The organism is Streptomyces sp. NPDC006687, assembly GCF_040636215.1.
Taxonomy (GTDB): domain Bacteria; phylum Actinomycetota; class Actinomycetes; order Streptomycetales; family Streptomycetaceae; genus Streptomyces.
Map to the genome: position 1 here is coordinate 261,570 of NZ_JBEYJJ010000003.1, position 16,639 is coordinate 278,208.

The following is a 16,639-nucleotide window of genomic DNA, read 5'->3' on the forward strand; positions in this document are numbered from 1 at the left end:
AGGCGCGGCCCCTCGAACCGGGCCGGCCGGAAGGACGGCCGGGGTCAGCCGCCGATACGGGCCACCAGGACGCAGGCGTCGTCCGCCCGGCGGGACTCGCCGAACTCCTCCGTCACCATCCGCACGCAGTCGCGCGCCGAACGCGCCGCCGAGAAGTGCGGCGCGAGAGCCAGCAGCCGCTGCGTCCCGTCGGCCCGGCTGAACTCGATGCTGCGCGGGGTCAGTCCGTCGGTGTACAGGACGAGTACGTCGCCCGGTTCGAGCAGTTCCTCCGCCTGCCCGTACACGGCCCCCGAGGTGGCACCCAGGAGGACCCCCTCCGGCGGCTGGAGGGCCCGGCCCTGGCCGTGGCGGAAGAGCAGCGGTGCGGGGTGCCCGGCCTGGGCCCAGGAGAGCAGCCGGCGGGCCGGGTCGTAACGGCAGCAGACGGCGGAGCCGAGGGCCGGCTGGGCGGAGTTCTCCAGCAGTTGGTCGAGCCAGCCCATCAGCGGGCCCGGTTCGATGCCGGCCATGGCCATCCCGCGCAGGGCGCCGAGCAGCATGGCCATGCCGGAGGTGGCGCTCACCCCGTGCCCGGTCAGGTCACCGACCGTCAGAAGGGAGCGTCCGTCGGGGAGTTCGAACGCGTCGTACCAGTCCCCGCCGATCAGCGTGCTGTTCGCGGAGGGCAGGTAGTGCGCGGCGACGTCCATCGTGCCGGCGTGGTCGTGCGGGAACCGCAGGGAGCCGCGCCACGGGGGGAGCACGGCTTCCTGCAGCTCGACCGCGAGCCGGTGCTCGGTCTGCGCGATCTCCCGCTGGCGCTGGAGCGAGTCACGGGACTCGCGCTCCGCCCGCTGGCTCCGGCGCAGTTCGCTGACGTCGCGCAGTACGGCCCACATGGAGGCCGTACAGCCGTCGGCGTCGAGTACCGGCTCGCCCCTCATGTGCAGCGTCCGGACCCGGCCGTCGGCCCGGACGATGCGGAACTCGCCGTCGATCGGCTTCCCGTCGACCAGGCAGTCGGTGACCATCGCGGTCAGCACCGGCTGGTCCTCGGAGAACAGGGTGGAGCCGAGCTCGTCCAGGGGGAGCGGGCCGGCCTCGGGGGAGCGGCCGAAGATCTCGAAGAGCTCCTCGGACCAGGTGACCTCGTCCGTCAGCAGGTTCCACTCGGCGCTGCCGACGCGGGTCTGGCGGTCCTCGGAGGGGTCCTCCGGGCGCGCCGGAGCAAGCGCCGACGGGGGCACGGACTGCTCGGGGACGGCCGGCAGTCCCTCCTTGAGCTGGCCCAGGTGCTGGCCCAGGTCGTCGAGGTGGTGCACGGCGAGGTCGCACAGGGCGCGCTGCCAGCGGCCCTGGGCGTCGTCGTCGTCCACGACGGTGTCGCGGCGTACGGCATCCACCTCGCCGCGCAGCCGGCGGGTCTGCGAGATCAGCGCGTCCACGGATCCCGGCTCGGGCGGCTGCGCGGAACGGTCCGCGTACAGGTGGGACGGCATGAGCACTCCGATACAGGCGCGAGCGACACAGGCGCGGCACGGCCAGGTCTGAAAGAAGGACCGGTTACGACTGTGGCACAGCCCGGGACGGCCTGTAAGGCGTTTGGCAACATCCGTAACGTTCTTGCTCACGGCATATGCCGAGGGCCTCCCGTTTGACTCCCGTCCGTACGAACATTTCCGGTCACCGCTCCGGTCGCTGCCGGAGCGCTCCGCCCGTCACACGCTCAGGGGCACCGCGTGGATCTCGTCGGCCGGGTGGCCCGCGCGCTCGTGGACTTTCTGGACCGCGTCCGCCGAGGGGGCCTCGGACAGGCAGTACACCTCGCCGGACATCGGGTCCGCCCAGGCGCGCTGGAACGTGACCTTCTCCTCCGACTGGATGGCGAGGTCCGCCTTGTGGGCTTCCATCAGCTGATCGGCGGTGATGCCCTTCATACCGTGGTGGACATCCATGAACTGGGCCATCGCCGTACACCTCCTCTTGTGTCGCCGCCGCGTACGGCTCTGCTTCCATCGTCCGCCCGTGGCCGGAAAACGGCCTTCCGGGCGGCCCGGCTCGCTCGTACAGGCGAGACGTACGAGTCCCGGCCGGCCGGGAGGCCGTCCGGACCCGGGATCGGAGGCCCGTCCGGGGGCTCACCCGAACGAAGGACCCCGTCCGTCACTTGCGCTTCCCACCTCACCCCGTGATCGCTACCCTACGTGTCGGTAACGAGCCGGGGCGGCCCGCTCCCCGGCGCACGGGCCGGGCGCCGGAGCCGGGGAGGGTGGGGCAGGACCAGATGGCCGAAGAGAGCAGGGCACCGGCCGGGCGGGCGGGGGCGGACGGGCACAGTCGCCGGTCCTTCCTGACCTGCCTCGTCGCCGCCCCGACGCTGGCGCTCGTCACACGGGCCGGCGCCGACGCCCTGGCCCCGCAGCCCGCGCACGCCGTGGTGCCGAGCGTGCCCGCCATCGCCGACCTGGTCGACCTCGGGGACCTGTTCATCCTGGCCGGCGCCCCCACCTCCGCCCTCCTGGCGCTCGTCGTGGAGGAGGACGGAACGATCCGCTTCCGGCTGCCCCGCGAGGAGGTCGGCCAGGGACTCACCACCGCCGTGGCCATGCTCGTCGCCGAGGAACTCGACGCCCCGCTGGAGCGCGTCCGGGTGGAGCTGGACGACGCCCGCCCCGAGCTGCTGTTCAACCAGCTCACCGGCTCCTCCAACTCCATCCGCTCCCTCTACGGGCCGGTCCGCCAGTGCGCCGCCACCGCCCGGGCCCGTCTCGTCGCGGCCGCCGCCGCCCGCTGGAACCTCCCCGCCGCCTCCCTCACCACCGCGAACGGCTCCGTAAGCGCCCCCGACGGGCGCACCGCCGGCTACGGGAGCCTCGCCACGGCCGCCGCCGCGCCCGGCCTCCCCGTCCCCGGCGCCACACCGAAACCCGCCGGCCGGCACTCCCTCGTCGGCACCCCGACCAGCCGCATCGACGCCCGCGCGATGGTCACCGGCGCCCAGCGCTACACCCTCGACCTCGACGTACCGGGCGCGAAGCCCTGTGTGGTGCGCCGGCCGCCCAGCCTCGGCGGGACCGTCCGCTCCGTGGCCAACCGCGCCGCCGTCCAGGCGATGCCCGGGGTCCTGCACGTGGTGACCATCCCCAGCGGGGTCGCCGTCGTCGCCGAGACCTTCGGGCAGGCCCTCGACGCCAAGGCCGCCCTCCAGGTCGACTGGGGCCCCGGCCCCGCCGACCAGCTCTCGGACGAGCAGATCCGCGCCAGGCTGCGCGCCGCCACTCCGCCGCCGCTGGTGCCGCCGCTGCTCACCCCGTACGTGGACGCCGAGTTCGACTTCGCCTTCGTCAGCCACGCCCCGATGGAGACCAACTCGGCCGTCGCCGACGTCCGCGACGACCGCGCCGAGATCTGGTCCGGCCTGAAGTCCCCCATCGTCGCCCGCCAGACCATCGCCGCCGAGCTGGGGCTCCCGCTGGACAAGGTCACGGTCCACGTGGTCCAGGCGGGCGGCTCCTTCGGCCGGCGCCTGTTCTTCGACGCCGCCCTGGAGGCCGCCCGCGTCTCCAGGGCCTGCCGCCGCCCGGTGAAGCTGATGTGGACCCGCGTGGACGACACCCGGCACGGCCGGATGCGCCCCGCCACCCACCACCGCATCCGGGCCACCCACCTGCTCGGCGAGGTCCTCAGCTTCGAACACCGGGTCGCCGCCGCCGAGACCGACTTCCGGCACGGCCTCGGCGAGATCCTCACCGCCACCGCCGCGAGCCTGCCCCCGGGCCTCGGCAACGCCACCCTCGCCCAGACCCTCTTCCTCACCACGGTGAAGTCCCCGTACCACTTCGGGCTCACCACCCAGGCACTGACGGAGGTGCCGACCGGGATCCCCACCGGCTCCTGGCGCTCGGTCTACTCGGCCAACACCCGGGGCGCCGAGGAGATCATGGTCGACGAACTGGCCGCCGCCACGGGCAAGGACCCGTACCGCTTCCGGCGCACCTTCCTCAAGACCGACGCCCAGCGCGCCGTGCTCGACAAGGTGGCCGCCGAAGGGCAGTGGGGGCGCGCCCTGCCGGCCGGCTGCGCGCAGGGCATCGCCTTCCACGAGGAGTACAAGTCGCGCACCGCCTGCCTGGTGGAGATCGACACCCGCGACCCGGCGCACGTCCGCGTCACCCGGGCGGTCATCGCCGTCGACGTGGGCCTGCCCGTCAACCCGCGCGGGCTGGAGGCCCAGATGACCGGCGGCCTCACCGACGCGATCTCCACCACCCTGCGCGCCGGACTGCACCTGGACAAGGGGCTGCCGCTGGAAGGCAGTTACAGCCAGTTCCACTGGGCCAGGCAGCGCGACACCCCGCAGGACGTACGGGTCTTCGTGCTCCCGGCCACCGGCGGCGAACCGGGCGGCGCGGGCGAACTCGGGGTGCCCGCCGCCGTGGGCGCCATCGCCAACGCCTGGGCCCGGGCCACCGGTGCCAAGCCGCGCAGCTTCCCCCTCTCCTTCGACGTCGACTTCACCCCCTACCCGCGCTGACCCCTGGAGTACGCCGCCGTGCCCTCGCACACCTTCACCCTCAACGGGCGCAGCGTCACCGTCGACGCCCCCGACGACCTGCCCCTGCTGTGGGTGCTCCGTGACCTGCTGGGGGTCACCGGACCCAAGTACGGCTGCGGGGTGGACGTCTGCAAGGCGTGCACCAGCCACCTCGACGGGGCGGACGTCCGCCCCTGCGTGGTGCCGGTCTCGGCCTGCGCGGGCCGGCGGGTCACCACCATCGAGGGGCTCGCGGACGGCGACCGGCTGCATCCCGTCCAGGAAGCCTGGCTCGAACAGGACGTCGCCCAGTGCGGTTTCTGCCAGCCCGGGCAGATCATGGCCGCCGTGGCCCTGCTCCGCCGGACCTCTGAGCCCACGGACGAGGACATCGACGCCATCGCCAACATCTGCCGCTGCGGAACCTACTTCCGCATCCGCGAGGCCATCCGCAGCGCGGCCGCCCGGATGTGAACGCCCGGAGGTGAACGCCCGCACCACCGGCGCGGCGGCCGCCCGAGGCCGCCACTGGTCCGTACGGGGGACACCGATCCGGCGGAGTACCACCGTGGACGTCTGAGATCCGCCGGAATCGGATACCCATGGCGGAATGAGGCGAATCCACGCGAAACGGCTGCTGGTCGGTGAGCCCCTCGACACCGCGCGCCTGGGCGAGACCCTGCTGCCGAAGCGGCTCGCGCTGCCCATCTTCTGCAGCGACCCGCTCTCCTCCGTGGCCTACGCCACCGAGGAGATCCTGCTGATTCTCGCCCTCGGCGGCGTCGCGCTGCTCCACCTCGCCTGGTACGCGGCCGCCGCCATCGTCTTCCTGCTGGTGGTCGTGGTCGCCTCCTACCGGCAGACCTGCCACGCCTACCCCGGCGGAGGCGGGGCGTACGTCGTCAGCTCCGAGAACCTCGGCCCCACGGCGGCCCTCACGGCCGCCAGCGCCCTGCTCGTCGACTACGTGATGACCGTCGCCGTGTCCGTGGTCTCCGGGGTCGCCGCCATCACCTCGGCGATCCCCTCCCTCAACGGCCACCAGGTCGGGCTGTCCGTCGCCTTCGTGGTGCTGCTGACCGTGGCCAACCTGCGCGGGGTGCGGGAGTCGGGACGCCTCTTCGCCGTCCCCACCTACGGGTTCGTGCTCATCATCTACGTCATGTTCGCCGTGGCCGCCGTCCGCCTGGGCACCGGAGCCACCATCCGGGCGGAGTCCGCCCACCTGCCCATCGACGCCGCCGGCACCTACACCGGCATCGCCGTGGTCTTCCTCGCCCTGCGCGCCTTCGCCTCCGGCTGTACCGCCCTCACCGGCGTCGAGGCCATCAGCAACGGCGTCCCCGCCTTCCGCAAGCCCAAGGCCAGGAACGCGGCCACCACCCTCGCCGCGATGGGCGCGCTGGCGGTGACCATGTTCGCCGGTATCACCGCCCTCGCCATGGTCTACCAGGTGCACGTCGCCGCCGACCCCACCGAACTCGGCCTGCCCCCGGACACCCCCATGTCCACCGCCCTCGCCCAGATCGGCCGGGCCACCTTCGGGGACTGGGACCTCCTCTTCTACGTGCTCCAGGCCGCCACCGCGGGCGTGCTGATCCTCGCCGCGAACACCGCCTTCAACGGCTTCCCGATGCTCGCCTCCATCCTCGCCAGGGACGGCTACGCCCCGCGCCAGCTCGCCAACCGCGGCGACCGGCTCGTCTACTCCAACGGCGTCGTCCTGCTCGCCCTCGCCGCCATCGCCCTCATCGTCGCCTTCGACGCCCAGCTGACCCGCCTCATCCAGCTCTACATCATCGGCGTCTTCGTCTCCTTCACCCTCTCCCAGGCCGGTATGGTCCGGCACTGGCGGCGCGAACTCGCCTCCCCGGCCACCCCCCGCGCCGGGCGGGTCCACATCCACCGCCGGCTCGCCATCAATGCGGTCGGCGCCCTCATGACGGCCGTGGTCCTGGTCATCGTCCTGATCACCAAGTTCACGCACGGCGCCTGGCTGGTGGTCATCGCCATGCCCGCCCTCTTCCTCGGCATGAAGGAGGTCCGCCGCCACTACGACCAGGTCGCCCGGCAGGTGGCCGTCGCCCCCGGGGAGCGGCCGCGCACCCCCTCCCGCCACCATGTGGTCGTCCTCGTCTCCCGCGTCCACGCCCCGACCCTCAAGGCCCTCGGCTACGCCCAGGGGCTGCGGCCCGACACGCTGAGCGCGCTCTCCGTGGCCGCCGACGAGCAGGAGGCGCGGAGGCTGCGCGAGGCATGGGCGCGGACCGTCCCCGGGACGGCGCTGAAGGTGCTTCACTCGCCGTACCGGGAGGTGATCGGGCCCGTGGTGGGGTACTTGCAGGAGGCGGCCGCCGCCGAGGGCACCGACGTGCTCTCGGTGGTGATTCCCGAGTACGTCGTGGGCCACTGGTGGGAGCAGCCCCTGCACAATCAGAACGCGCTGCGGCTCAAGACGCGGCTGCTGTTCACCCCGGGGATCGTGGTGATCGACGTGCCGTATCTGCTGGAGTCGGCCCGTCAGCCTTGATCAAAAGCGGACGGGTTCCGGCCAAGGTGTCGCGTCACCGGGCATGTTCCAGCGGAAAATGCCAGAACACCCTTTCGCAGGGTGGAAGTTGAGTAAGTTCCCTCCTGTCATGCCGTACGACGACCGTTCGCCGCACGTTCGGCCGGGAGGGGAGCCCGCGTGCCCGGGATCGACGAATGCCTGCTCGAAGCCATGGCCCTGCCGGGTGCCAGGGGGGCCGCGCTGGTCGACTGGAGCAGCGGACTGGCCCTCGGCACCGCCGGGGAGTCCCCCGTCGGCGACCACGAGACCACCGCCGCCGAGACCGCCGAACTGGCCCGGGCGGCCGCCGAGTACGAGTCCTTCGCCCAGCCCGGCGACGAGGCGCCGCCCGGGGGCGGGCTCGCCGAGCCCCCCGTCGAGGACGTGATCGTCACCACCCGTACCGGCTACCACGTGCTCCGGTTCGTGGAGACCAGCTTCGACAGCAGCGTCTTCCTCCACCTCTGGCTCGACCGCGCCGAGGGCAACCTGGCACTGGCCCGCCTCCGGCTGCGCGCCCTCGCCGAAGGGCTGGTGCTCCGGTGACCCCCGCCTCCGTGGAGAGCCTCGCCGCCGTCTCCCCCCTGCTGACCCGGCTCGCCGCCGAGCGCGCCACCGGCGCCCTGCTGCGCGACCGCGGCACCCTCTTCCTGGAGGACGGCCGCATCGTGCACGCCGAGAGCCCCTCCACCCCGGGACTGGGCGTGCTGCTCACCACCGGCGGCGGCCTGGCCCCCGAGCGCTGGAACGAGGCCGTCAACGAGGCCGGGGCCACCCGGCGGGTCGCCCGGTTCCTGGTGGACAGCGGGGGACTGGCCGACGGGGAGCTGGAGATATGCCATATGGCGGCGATCTTCGACGCCGCCTTCTTCGCCCTCTCCCCGGGCAGCGGCCCCTCCCGCTTCCGCCGCGGCGCCACGCACTGGATCGGCCCCGTCCGGTCCGTCCCCGCGGCCACCGTCGAACGCGAGACCCGCCGCCGCCGCGAGCTGCTGGACGCCGTATGGCCCTACCCGCAGCTCGACACCGCCCCGGTCGTGCCCCGGGAGGCCGCGCCCGGGCAGATCGTCACCGCCCGCCAGCGGGCGCTGCTCGGCCAGGCCGACGGCGTCCGTACCCCCGCCGACCTGGCGTGGGTGCTGGGCCGGCCCGCCTTCCACACCCTGCTCGACGTCCGAAGACTCGCGGCCGCCGGCCTCGTCGAGACCCCCCGTACCAGCCCGGCCCCGACTCCGGCCCCCACCCCGGCGCCGGTCCCGCCGCTGCCCGACTGGATGACCCAGACCCAGCCCCCGGACGTGGCGCTGCTCCGCCGGTTACGCGACGCACTGGAGGCAAGCCTGTGAAGCTCCCGCTCCGACCGGTTCTGCGAGCCGACCGTTTCGAGCGGAGGCCGCCCGAAGGGAGGAAGGCCGACATGAATACGGCCATGGTGCCCGCCGAGACCGAAGCCGGGATACTCGCCGAGCTCCGCCGGCTGCGGGCCCGCGTCCCGCAGCTCAGCGGGGCTCTCGCGGCGAGCGCCGACGGGCTGGTCCTGGCCCAGGACAGCGCCGCCGCCGAAGCCGAGTCCGTCGCCGCCCTGACCGCCGCCGCCCTCGGGGTGGCCCAGCGGCTCAGCGACTGCACCGGGCAGGGCGGCTTCCGGGAGCTGCTCGTACGGGGCGAGCACGGCTACGTCGCCACGTACGCGGCGGGCGAGGCGGCCGTCCTCACCCTGATCGCCGAGCCGCGCGTCAACGTCGGCCGGCTGCACCTGGAGGCCCGCCGCTCCAGCGTCCGGATCACCGAGCTCATCGAGCACGGGCTGGGCCGCCGGTCCGGCCCCGAGGCGCCGGCGGCGGACCACCCCGACCGCTCCTGACGCGACAGAACAAGCACGACAGAACAAGCACGGCAGAACAAGCACGACCCTCGTACACGACTGCAAAGGAAGTCTCATGGTCAACGTGGAAACTGCCCTCAAGGAAGCCGTCACCAGCATCGAAGGCGCGATCGGCGCGGCCCTCGTCGACTACGGCAGCGGTATGGCCCTCGGTCTCGCCGGCGGCGGCAAGGACCTGGACCTCACGGTCGCGGCGGCCGGTAACACGGACGTGGTGCGGGCCAAGGTCCGCACCATGGAGATGCTCGGCCTGCAGGACGAGATCGAGGACATCCTGATCACTCTCGGTACCCAGTACCACCTGATCAGGCTGATGAAGGGCCGCAACAGCGAGAACTTCTTCCTCTACCTGGCCCTCGACCGGGGCAGGGCCAATCTGGCCATGGCCCGCCACCAGCTGAAGAAGATCGAACAGAGCCTGGAGGTCTGACGTCCGGGACGGCGGCGCCCCCGGGGGCCGTGACGGCGCGGTGGCGGGCGGCTGAATTCTTGCCGCTCGTCCCGGCAGTCTGACCGTTATGCCCGAAATGGGGCAAGGTTATCATCCCGTTACAGAGTAAGATGCTCTAATTGGCTGATCATCAAACCCGGTCGACAAAGATATAAACGCTGGAGAACCCGTCACCCATGCCCCCGCGCCTGAGCATCGTCGTGCCCTCCTACAACGTCGAGCTCTACCTCGACGAGTGCCTGGAATCCCTAGCAGCTCAGACGTTCGACGACTTCGAAGTCGTCATCGTCGATGACGGGTCCACGGACAGCAGTGCGGTCATCGCCAAAGCCTTCGCTGAGCGTGACAAGCGCTTCCGCGTCGTGCTCCAGGAGAACGCCGGTCTCGGCGCCGCACGCAACGTAGGCTTCCGTCACGCCTCGCCCGACAGCGAGTACCTCGCCTTCGTCGACAGCGACGACACCATGCCCCCGGACGCCTACCAGAAGCTGATCGACGCCCTGGACGAGACCGGCTCCGACTTCGCCGCCGGCAACGTCAAGCGGTTCCGCTCCGTCGGCATGCAGCAGTCCTGGGGCCACCGCGCCGCATTCGCGAACACCCGCCTGAAGACCCACATCTCCAAGTTCCCCGCGCTGGTCACCGACCGCACCGCCTGGAACAAGGTCTACCGGCGCGGCTTCTGGGAGGAGCACGGGTTCCAGTACCCCGAGGGCATCCTGTACGAGGACGCCCCCGTCAGCATCCCCGCGCACTACTTCGCCAAGAGCGTCGACGTGATCAGCGACTGCGTCTACCACTGGCGGGTCCGCGAGACCGGCGAGCGCTCCATCACCCAGCGCTCCACCGACCCGGTCTCCGTCATCGACCGCGTCACCTCGGTCCGGCTGGTGCGCGAGGCCCTCCTCGCCAAGTCCGGCGAGAAGTACACCCGCTACCTGCGCGACTACGACTACAACGTGCTGAGCGAGGAGCTCCCGCTCATCTACAAGTACGTCGCCGAGGGCGGCGAGGACTTCCGCGCCGCCTTCGTCAAGGAGGTCGGCGGCCTCGTCCGCGAGATCGGCACCGGTCCCTGGAACGACCTCACCGTCGCCGACCGGCTCAAGGCGTACCTGGCCCGCGAGGGCCGCGTCGAGGAGTTCATCGCCCTCCTGCACCACCAGCGGGACTTCAGCTACAGCGTGCCCGTCAAGGGCCTGGCCCGCCCGCAGGCCGACTACCCCTTCCTCAAGGCGCCCGTGCCGCCGAAGCTGCTGACCCTCGGCCCGCGCGAGCGCCGTGTCGTCAGCCGGCTGGAGCAGGCCGCCTGGAGCGACGGCAAGCTGCTCCTGCGCGGCTACGCCCTGCCCGGGCACCTGGGCGCCGAGAGCCGCCTGGGCTCCCGCAAGATGCTGGTCTTCCGCGAGCAGGGCAAGCGCCGCCGCAGCGTCGTCCCCGCCCGCACCGTGGCCTCCCCGATGGCCACCGTCAACGCCCCGCACCTCGCCCTGCGGCACGCCGACTGGGCCGGCTTCACCGCCGTCGTCGACCCCACGGTCTTCCAGTCCGGCGGCACCTGGCGCGAGGGCATATGGACCACCTCCGTCGCCGTCACCGGCCCCGGCGGTCTGCACCGGGCCCGCCTGCGGGGCGGCGAGCACGACAGCGGCATGAACCCGCCCTCCTACTGGGCCACCCCCGACGTCCGCATCGTGCCGACCGTCGCGGGCTCCCTCACCGTCCAGGTGGAGATCGTCCGGGCCCGCGTCCTCGACGTCCGCCCCAGCGGCGACGACGCCCTGGAGCTGACCGGAGAGCTCGCCGCCGGCGCCGGCGAGGGGATCACCCTGCGCGCCGAGCACGCCGCCAGCGGCAGCGTCCTCGACATCCCGCTCACCCAGGGCACCGCCCCGGCGGGCGGCCGGATCCCCTTCACCGCCGTCGTCCCGCTCGCCGGACTGGGCGCCGTCGCGCCCGCCGACCTGGAGCCCGGCCAGTGGAGCCCGCAGGCATGGACGCTGGCCGTGGTCCGCGCCGACGGCACCAGCCACCCCGTGGTCCACGACGAACGCGGCGGCTTCGCCGGCCTGGCCGTACCGCTGCCCGGCGCCGACGGCGACCTGGCCGTCTTCGCCAAGCGTGCCAAGAACGGCCACCTGATCCTCTCCGTGCAGCCCTCCCCGCCGCTCGTGGACACCGTCACCGCCGAGGCCGGCACGCTGACCCTGCGCGGCACCTTCCACGCCCCCGCCGACAGCGCCGACGAGCCGTACGAGCTGGTCCTGCACGACCAGCACGGCACCGAGTTCAGCTACCCCGTCACCCGCGACGGAGACCGCTTCGAAGCCACCTTCGAGCCCGTGCTCCCCGAGGCGTACGCCGGCCGCACCAGCCTCCCGTGGGGCCGCTGGTGGCCCACCCTGCGCCCGGTGAGCCAGGGCGGCACCACCGCCGGCCTGCTCGGCGTCGACCGCGGTGCCCCCCTCCAGCTCGTCGGCCCCGCCCTGAACACCGGGCCCCACCCGGTCACCGTCCTGGGCCGCCGGATGCGGGTCGAGGCGCGCTTCCACGACCGGATGGCCCTGGTCACCGACCCGCTGCTGAGCCCCCACGACCGCTCCCGCTACGCCCAGCGCGTCGCCCGCGACGAGACCTACCCGGCGCAGCGCCGGCTCCCGGTCAAGGACCTCGTCGTGTACGACACCTTCCAGGGCAACGGCGCCGGCGACGCGCCCCGCGCCATCCACGAGGAGCTGCTGCGCCGGGGCGAGGAGCTGGAGCACGTCTGGCTGGTCCGCGACGGCCGCGCCGAGGTCCCCGCGACCGCCCGCGCCGTCCAGTACGACAGCCTGGAGGCATGGGACGTCCTGGCCCGCGCCCGGTACTACGTCCTCAACGACAGCGTGCCGAGGTCCTTCCGGCGCCGCCCGGGCCAGACCGTCGTCCAGACCTGGCACGGGACGCCGCTCAAGCAGATCGGCTACGACTTCACGCACGACTACTACACCAGCCCCGAGATCCTGGAGGCCCTGGCGCACGACAGCGCCCAGTGGACGCTCCTCGCCTCCCCGAGCTCGTACGCCACCCCGGTCCTCAAGCGGGCCCTCGGCTACGACGGTGAGGTCATCGAGTCCGGCAGCCCGCGCACCGACGCGCTGCTGCGCCCCGACGCGGAGCGGATCGCCGAGGTCCGCCGCCGGCTCGGCCTGCCCGAGGGCAAGAAGGTCGTCCTCTACATGCCGACCTGGCGCGAGAACCGCGAGGGCTGGAGCGGCGGCTACAAGCTCGACCTGCAGATCGACCTGGACGCGGCCCGCCGCGAGCTCGGCGAGGACCACGTCCTGCTCGTCCGCGGCCACTACCGGGTGGGGGAGCAGCTCCGCGACGGGGTGCGCGACGGCTTCGTCCGCGACGTCTCCCGCTGGCCCGACGCCACGGACCTGCTGCTCGTCGCCGACGTGCTGATCTCGGACTACTCCTCCGCGGTCTTCGACTTCGCGCTGACCGACAAGCCGCTCCTGCTCTTCACGTACGACCTGGAGCACTACCGCGACACCCTGCGCGGCTTCACCTTCGACCTGGAGGAGAAGGCCCCCGGCCCGCTGCTGAGGGACTCCGCGAGCCTGATCGAGGCCGTGCGCGACGCCGACGCCGTCGCCGCCCGGTTCGCCGAGGCACGGGCTGCGTTCCGCGCCGAGTTCTGCGACCTGGACGACGGCCACGCCGCCGAGCGGGTCGTGGACCGGATGCTCGGGAAGTAGCCGGCTGACCCGGACGGGTGAATACAGCGACCGGCCCCGCGCCCACCGATGAGTTTCGGGCGCGGGGCCGGTCCCTTTGTCAGGGAGGGCCGCCCGGCCCCCCCACCCAGCTCCGGGAGGCAGCAGCCATGACCAGCAACGGCTTCACCACGTGCCTGTGGTTCGACGGCGACGCGGAGGCCGCCGCCGACTACTACCTCTCCGTCTTCAAGGACGGCCGGATCCTGCGCACCGCCCGCTACAGCGAGGCGGGACCCGGCCCGGCCGGAGAGGTGATGATCGTCGAGTTCGAGATCAACGGCCAGAGGTTCGTCGGCCTCAACGGCGGCCCCCAGTTCCCCTTCACCGAGGCCATCTCGTTCCAGATCCACTGCTCCGACGAGGCCGAGGCGGACTACTACTACGAGGCCCTGACCTCCGGCGGAGGCCAGGAGTCGGCCTGCGGCTGGGTCAAGGACCGCTTCGGCGTCTCCTGGCAGGTCGTTCCGCCCGGCGCCATCGACCTGGTCAGCGACCCGGACCCGGGCCGGGCGGCCCGCGCCACCGCCGCGATGATGGGCATGAAGAAGCTCGACGTGGCGGCCATGCGCCGGGCCGCCGACGCGGAGCCGGCCGCCTAGGCGGCGTCGCTCAGACGCCGTTCGCCGGGGCGAAGCGGGCCAGGAGCGCCGGGAGGGCGGTGGCGATCGGTTCGCGGATGACCTCCTGCGCCAAGGGGTCGTACGGGGTCTCCTCCGCGTTGACGATGATCAGCCGCGCCCCGGCCTCGGCCGCCATCCCGGCGAGCGAGGCCGCCGGCTGCACCTGGAGGGTCGTCCCGACGGCGATGAACACCTGGCAGCCCTTGGCCACGGCCACCGCCTGCGCGAGCACCTCCGGATCCAGCGCCTCCCCGAACATCACGGTCGCCGCCTTGAGGATCCCCCCGCAGGACGGACAGTCCGGATCGGGCTCCCCGGCGGCGACCCGGGCCAGCGCCTCGTCCATGCCCGAGCGGGCACGGCAGCGGGTGCACACCACCGCCCGGGCCGTCCCGTGCAGCTCGAACACCTTGCGCGCGGGCATCCCGGCGAGCTGGTGCAGCCCGTCCACGTTCTGCGTGATCACCCGCACCGGGGTGCCCGACCGCTCCAGTTCCGCCACGGCCGTGTGCGCCGCGTTGGGCCGGGGCGCGAGGGCCGCCATCTCGGCGCGCATGAGCCAGGAGCGGCGGCGGATGTCCGGATCGACCATGTAGGGCCCGTACGTCACGAGCTTCTCGGCCTCCGGGTCACGGCGCCACAAGCCCTGCGGCCCGCGGTAGTCCGGGATCCCGGAATCGGTCGAGATCCCCGCCCCGCTGAACACTGCGACAAGCTGCTTTCCCATGCGCCGACCCTAGGCGGGCCCTGTGCGCCCCCGCGAACGATTTGCGCCCCGGGGCCGGTCGGCGCAAGCGGAAGGGGGTGCTTGCGGTGAATCTCCGCGCCCACCGGAGTGAGAACCCGCCGCGCCCCCCGCGGCCCGGACACGCCGCCGGTTACATACCGGACATGACGCTCACCCCGCCCCGCACCGGCGCCCTGCTGACCGCCGCCGCCGTGTCCGTCCTGCTCCCCCTCGTCGCGTCGTCGGCACCGGCGGCCGCTCTCGCCGACCCGCAGCCCCGCCGGTACCAGAGCCCCACCGCGGCGGACCCGCAGCCGCGCTGGTACCACCGGCACACCCACCGGCACACCACGGAGGAGATCACCAGCTTCCTGCGGGCCTTCTACGGCAGCCACGGCCCGTCCGCCGAGGACCGGGAGCACCGGGTCTCCCAGCTGCTCAAGGACAAGCAGGCGCTCGCCCCGGAGACCGACGTGCTGCTCTGCCGTCCGGGCACCCCGCTGTCCGTCACCGTCGGCCAGGCCACCGCCATGCCGTCCGCGTTCGTCGGCTGGGCGACCGTCACCACCACCTGGCCCGCCGGGGTCACGGACACCTTCACCGCCTACGTCCGCACCGACTCCCGTCCGATCACCCTCGACGACGTGATCTGCGCGGGGTGATTTCCTGGGTAGGACACCCGGCATGACGCGATTCGAGATCACCGGCGCGAGCGCCGCCGACATGGCCATGATGCGCACCTGGGCGGACGAGGAGGGCTGGAACCCCGGGGACAGCGACCGGTTCGCCTTCGCGGTCGCCGACCCGGAGGGCTTCCTCGTCGGCCGGCTCGACGGCGAGCCCGTCGCCTGCATCTCCGCCGTGCGCTACGGCAGCGGATTCGGGTTCATCGGCTTCTACATCGCCCGCCCCGACGTACGCGGCCAGGGCTACGGGATCCGGCTGTGGCGGGCGGGGATGGAGCGGCTCGACGGGCGGCTGGTGGGCCTGGACGGGGTCGTGGAGCAACAGGACAACTACCGCAAGTCCGGGTTCCGTTCGGCTTGGACGACCCTGCGCTACGAGGGCGTCCCGCTGCCGGGTGAGGACACCGGGGTGGAGGTCGTGGACGCGGCCTCGCTGCCGTTCGCCGAGCTCGCCGCCTACGACCGCCGGTTCTTCCCCGAGGCCCGCGACGCCTTCCTCCGCGTCTGGACCGCCCTGCCCGGCCGGACCGCCCTGGCGGCCGTCTGCGAGGGACGGATCGAGGGCCTCGGGGTGATCCGCCCGTGCAGCTCCGCCGCCCGGATCGGCCCCTTGTACGCGGCCACCCCGGAGGTGGCCGCCGCCCTGGTGCGGCGGCTCGCCGGGCACGCCCCCGCCGGGGAGGTGGCGGTGGACGTGCCCGGCGTGAACCCGGCCGCGGCCGCCGTGGCGGCCGGGCTGGGGCTGGTGCCGGCCTTCGAGACGGCCCGTATGTACACCGGCCCGGCGCCGGAGCTGGACCTGGCCGGGCTGTACGGGATCACCAGCCTCGAACTGGGCTGACGGGCGGGGGCCGTGGGGGCCGGGCGGCGGTCGGCAGCGCCGCCCGGCCGGTCCGCGGCCGGCGCCCGGGGCGCCGCGCGCGGCGGCTCAGATACCGAAGAGCGTGCCGGTGCTGCTGCGCAGACCGCAGGGGTTGCCGAAGGTGTACGTGTAGCTCATCCGCCGGCCCTGCCACACGCCCTCGGCGGTGACCGTCACCGGGTTCCACTCGCGGGTGCAGGCGGAGTCGGGGCGCGGAGCGGCCAGCACGTCCAGCGAGGACCCGTTGTTCGCCTTCAGCTCGGCGCAGGCGGCGGCGGGGGAGGGGTGGGTGCCGCCGGGGCGCGGGGCGCACACGAGGGTCACCGCGCGCAGCACGGTCCCCTCGGAGCTCTGACCGGCCGTCACGCTGACCACGAGCGCGGAGGGCGCGTACAGGACCTGCGTTCCGGCCGGTGCCGCGTCGGCGGCTCCGGTCCCGGCCAGGGCGGTGAGGGCGGTGAGCGCCATTGCTCCGGAGGCCAGTCCCAGACTCCTGGTGATGGACCGCATTTCGAACACTCCTCGGGTCGGTGTTTCGGATAGCGGACGGGAGTCTTGCTCATCCGGGGCGGGAACG

General features: G+C 73.1%; 15 protein-coding genes. 11 read left to right on the forward strand and 4 right to left on the reverse strand.

Going from position 1 to position 16,639, the window contains the following annotated elements; all coding sequences use genetic code 11:
- Positions 1-44 precede the first annotated feature (44 nt).
- Both ABZ716_RS05630 and ABZ716_RS05635 read right to left on the reverse strand, forming a co-directional pair.
- Positions 45-1,481, reverse strand: coding sequence for a SpoIIE family protein phosphatase (locus ABZ716_RS05630; protein ID WP_358956808.1), 1,437 nt, complete (start codon positions 1,479-1,481; stop codon positions 45-47).
- Between the two features lie 219 nt (positions 1,482-1,700).
- Positions 1,701-1,949: an SCO4226 family nickel-binding protein gene (locus ABZ716_RS05635; protein WP_351889467.1), complete on the reverse strand. Its 249-nt coding sequence runs from the start codon at positions 1,947-1,949 to the stop codon at positions 1,701-1,703.
- Positions 1,950-2,251: 302 nt separating this feature from the next.
- On the opposite strand from ABZ716_RS05635, the gene ABZ716_RS05640 reads away from it, so the two are divergent.
- From ABZ716_RS05640 to ABZ716_RS05680, 9 genes are all read left to right on the forward strand, one after another.
- Positions 2,252-4,516, forward strand: a complete 2,265-nt coding sequence (locus ABZ716_RS05640) for a molybdopterin cofactor-binding domain-containing protein (RefSeq protein ID WP_358956811.1) — start codon at positions 2,252-2,254, stop codon at positions 4,514-4,516.
- Between the two features lie 18 nt (positions 4,517-4,534).
- Positions 4,535-4,990, forward strand: coding sequence for a (2Fe-2S)-binding protein (locus ABZ716_RS05645; RefSeq protein WP_351889462.1), 456 nt, complete (start codon positions 4,535-4,537; stop codon positions 4,988-4,990).
- Positions 4,991-5,126: 136 nt separating this feature from the next.
- On the forward strand, positions 5,127-7,046 hold the full coding sequence (locus ABZ716_RS05650; RefSeq protein WP_358956814.1) for an APC family permease: 1,920 nt from the start codon (positions 5,127-5,129) through the stop codon (positions 7,044-7,046).
- A gap of 159 nt (positions 7,047-7,205) precedes the next feature.
- The gene (locus ABZ716_RS05655; protein ID WP_358956817.1) at positions 7,206-7,613 is read left to right on the forward strand and encodes a hypothetical protein; all 408 of its coding nucleotides are present in this window, start codon (positions 7,206-7,208) and stop codon (positions 7,611-7,613) included.
- Positions 7,610-8,413, forward strand: a complete 804-nt coding sequence (locus ABZ716_RS05660) for a transcriptional regulator (protein ID WP_358814364.1) — start codon at positions 7,610-7,612, stop codon at positions 8,411-8,413. Before ABZ716_RS05655 ends, ABZ716_RS05660 begins: the two co-directional genes overlap by 4 nt.
- Positions 8,414-8,484: 71 nt before the next feature.
- Positions 8,485-8,931, forward strand: coding sequence for a roadblock/LC7 domain-containing protein (locus ABZ716_RS05665; RefSeq protein ID WP_358814363.1), 447 nt, complete (start codon positions 8,485-8,487; stop codon positions 8,929-8,931).
- A gap of 76 nt (positions 8,932-9,007) precedes the next feature.
- Positions 9,008-9,382, forward strand: coding sequence for a hypothetical protein (locus tag ABZ716_RS05670; protein WP_358956820.1), 375 nt, complete (start codon positions 9,008-9,010; stop codon positions 9,380-9,382).
- A 197-nt stretch (positions 9,383-9,579) separates the two neighbouring features.
- On the forward strand, positions 9,580-13,146 hold the full coding sequence (locus tag ABZ716_RS05675) for a bifunctional glycosyltransferase family 2 protein/CDP-glycerol:glycerophosphate glycerophosphotransferase (protein ID WP_358956823.1): 3,567 nt from the start codon (positions 9,580-9,582) through the stop codon (positions 13,144-13,146).
- A 128-nt stretch (positions 13,147-13,274) separates the two neighbouring features.
- Positions 13,275-13,766, forward strand: coding sequence for a VOC family protein (locus ABZ716_RS05680; protein WP_358814360.1), 492 nt, complete (start codon positions 13,275-13,277; stop codon positions 13,764-13,766).
- A 10-nt stretch (positions 13,767-13,776) separates the two neighbouring features.
- On the opposite strand, the gene ABZ716_RS05685 is transcribed toward ABZ716_RS05680, so the two are convergent.
- Positions 13,777-14,514 (reverse strand): Sir2 family NAD-dependent protein deacetylase, encoded by a 738-nt coding sequence (locus ABZ716_RS05685; RefSeq protein WP_358956826.1) that lies wholly within the window; start codon positions 14,512-14,514, stop codon positions 13,777-13,779.
- A gap of 164 nt (positions 14,515-14,678) precedes the next feature.
- Between ABZ716_RS05685 and ABZ716_RS05690 the strand changes: the two genes are divergently transcribed.
- Together ABZ716_RS05690 and ABZ716_RS05695 are read left to right on the forward strand one after the other, a co-directional pair.
- A complete protein-coding gene (locus tag ABZ716_RS05690; RefSeq protein WP_358956829.1) occupies positions 14,679-15,176 on the forward strand; it encodes a hypothetical protein in 498 nt (165 codons plus the stop codon).
- A gap of 22 nt (positions 15,177-15,198) precedes the next feature.
- Positions 15,199-16,041: a GNAT family N-acetyltransferase gene (locus ABZ716_RS05695; RefSeq protein ID WP_358956832.1), complete on the forward strand. Its 843-nt coding sequence runs from the start codon at positions 15,199-15,201 to the stop codon at positions 16,039-16,041.
- An 87-nt stretch (positions 16,042-16,128) separates the two neighbouring features.
- Here the strand turns inward: ABZ716_RS05695 and ABZ716_RS05700 are convergent, their stop codons facing one another.
- Positions 16,129-16,572, reverse strand: a complete 444-nt coding sequence (locus tag ABZ716_RS05700) for a subtilase-type protease inhibitor (protein WP_351889436.1) — start codon at positions 16,570-16,572, stop codon at positions 16,129-16,131.
- Between the last annotated feature and the right edge of the window lie 67 nt (positions 16,573-16,639).

What these genes read in the sequence shown, in the direction of transcription:
- ABZ716_RS05630 (WP_358956808.1), bottom strand. Translation starts at nt 1,481, where the DNA reads ATGCCGTCCCACCTGTACGCGGACCGTTCCGCGCAGCCGCCCGAGCCG.
- ABZ716_RS05635 (WP_351889467.1), bottom strand. Translation starts at nt 1,949, where the DNA reads ATGGCCCAGTTCATGGATGTCCACCACGGTATGAAGGGCATCACCGCC.
- ABZ716_RS05650 (WP_358956814.1), top strand. Translation starts at nt 5,127, where the DNA reads ATGAGGCGAATCCACGCGAAACGGCTGCTGGTCGGTGAGCCCCTCGAC.
- ABZ716_RS05665 (WP_358814363.1), top strand. Translation starts at nt 8,485, where the DNA reads ATGAATACGGCCATGGTGCCCGCCGAGACCGAAGCCGGGATACTCGCC.
- ABZ716_RS05670 (WP_358956820.1), top strand. Translation starts at nt 9,008, where the DNA reads ATGGTCAACGTGGAAACTGCCCTCAAGGAAGCCGTCACCAGCATCGAA.
- ABZ716_RS05675 (WP_358956823.1), top strand. Translation starts at nt 9,580, where the DNA reads ATGCCCCCGCGCCTGAGCATCGTCGTGCCCTCCTACAACGTCGAGCTC.
- ABZ716_RS05680 (WP_358814360.1), top strand. Translation starts at nt 13,275, where the DNA reads ATGACCAGCAACGGCTTCACCACGTGCCTGTGGTTCGACGGCGACGCG.
- ABZ716_RS05685 (WP_358956826.1), bottom strand. Translation starts at nt 14,514, where the DNA reads ATGGGAAAGCAGCTTGTCGCAGTGTTCAGCGGGGCGGGGATCTCGACC.
- ABZ716_RS05690 (WP_358956829.1), top strand. Translation starts at nt 14,679, where the DNA reads ATGACGCTCACCCCGCCCCGCACCGGCGCCCTGCTGACCGCCGCCGCC.
- ABZ716_RS05695 (WP_358956832.1), top strand. Translation starts at nt 15,199, where the DNA reads ATGACGCGATTCGAGATCACCGGCGCGAGCGCCGCCGACATGGCCATG.
- ABZ716_RS05700 (WP_351889436.1), bottom strand. Translation starts at nt 16,572, where the DNA reads ATGCGGTCCATCACCAGGAGTCTGGGACTGGCCTCCGGAGCAATGGCG.